The organism is Polaromonas sp. P1_G2, assembly GCF_056405515.1.
Genome location: NZ_JBFUBY010000665.1, coordinates 1 through 642, shown reverse-complemented (window position 1 = coordinate 642; position 642 = coordinate 1). Strand labels below are relative to the sequence as shown.

Annotated in this window: 1 protein-coding gene and 1 pseudogene; one reads left to right on the top strand and one right to left on the bottom strand. The window is 63.9% G+C overall.

What is annotated here, in order from left to right; all coding sequences use genetic code 11:
• Positions 1–236: pseudogene (locus tag AC1D0P_RS26825) on the top strand (3-deoxy-8-phosphooctulonate synthase); the annotation flags it as partial.
• Between the two features lie 56 nt (positions 237–292).
• Here the strand turns inward: AC1D0P_RS26825 and AC1D0P_RS26820 are convergent.
• Positions 293–642 (bottom strand): methyl-accepting chemotaxis protein (locus AC1D0P_RS26820; RefSeq protein WP_477679510.1); only part of this gene is annotated, 350 nt, incomplete at its 5' end.

Below are 642 nucleotides of genomic sequence, written 5' to 3'. Positions count from 1 at the left end.
CCACGCATTCGGTGCAGCAGCCGGGCGGGCAGGGCGCGTCTACCGGCGGCGATCGGGCGATGGTGCCGGTGCTGGCGCGTGCGGCGGTGGCCGTGGGCGTCGCTGGCGTATTCATGGAAACGCACGAGGATCCGGACAACGCGCCATCGGATGGTCCCAACATGGTCTATCTCAAGGATATGCCGATGCTGCTCGAAAAGCTTATCTCTTTCGACCGCATCGCCAAGGCGGCCTGAGCAGAGATTATTTCGCCGGCGAAGAATTTTGCAAGGCCGCGGGACCGGGTCGCTGGTCACGCGGCCTTGTTCTGTCTCTGCCCGGTGATGTGATCGAGATGGAAACGGCCAACCACAGCCTCGAGCGCCTGCGTTTCACCGCCAAGCGCGCGGCAGGCGGTCGTCGTCTCGGCGGCCATGGCCGTATTCTGCTGCGTCGCCTGGTCGAGCGTATTGACCGATAGATTGATCTCGCCGATCGCGGAGGCCTGATCGCTGGATGCCGCGACGATCTCGCCGATCAGCCCCGTCACCTTGCCGACCTGTGTTTCGATGTCCGTGAGCGCGCTGCCGGTGCGGTTGACCAGCGACACGCCGTTGGCCACTTGCGCTGATGACGCCGAGATCAATGTCTTGATCTCCTTGG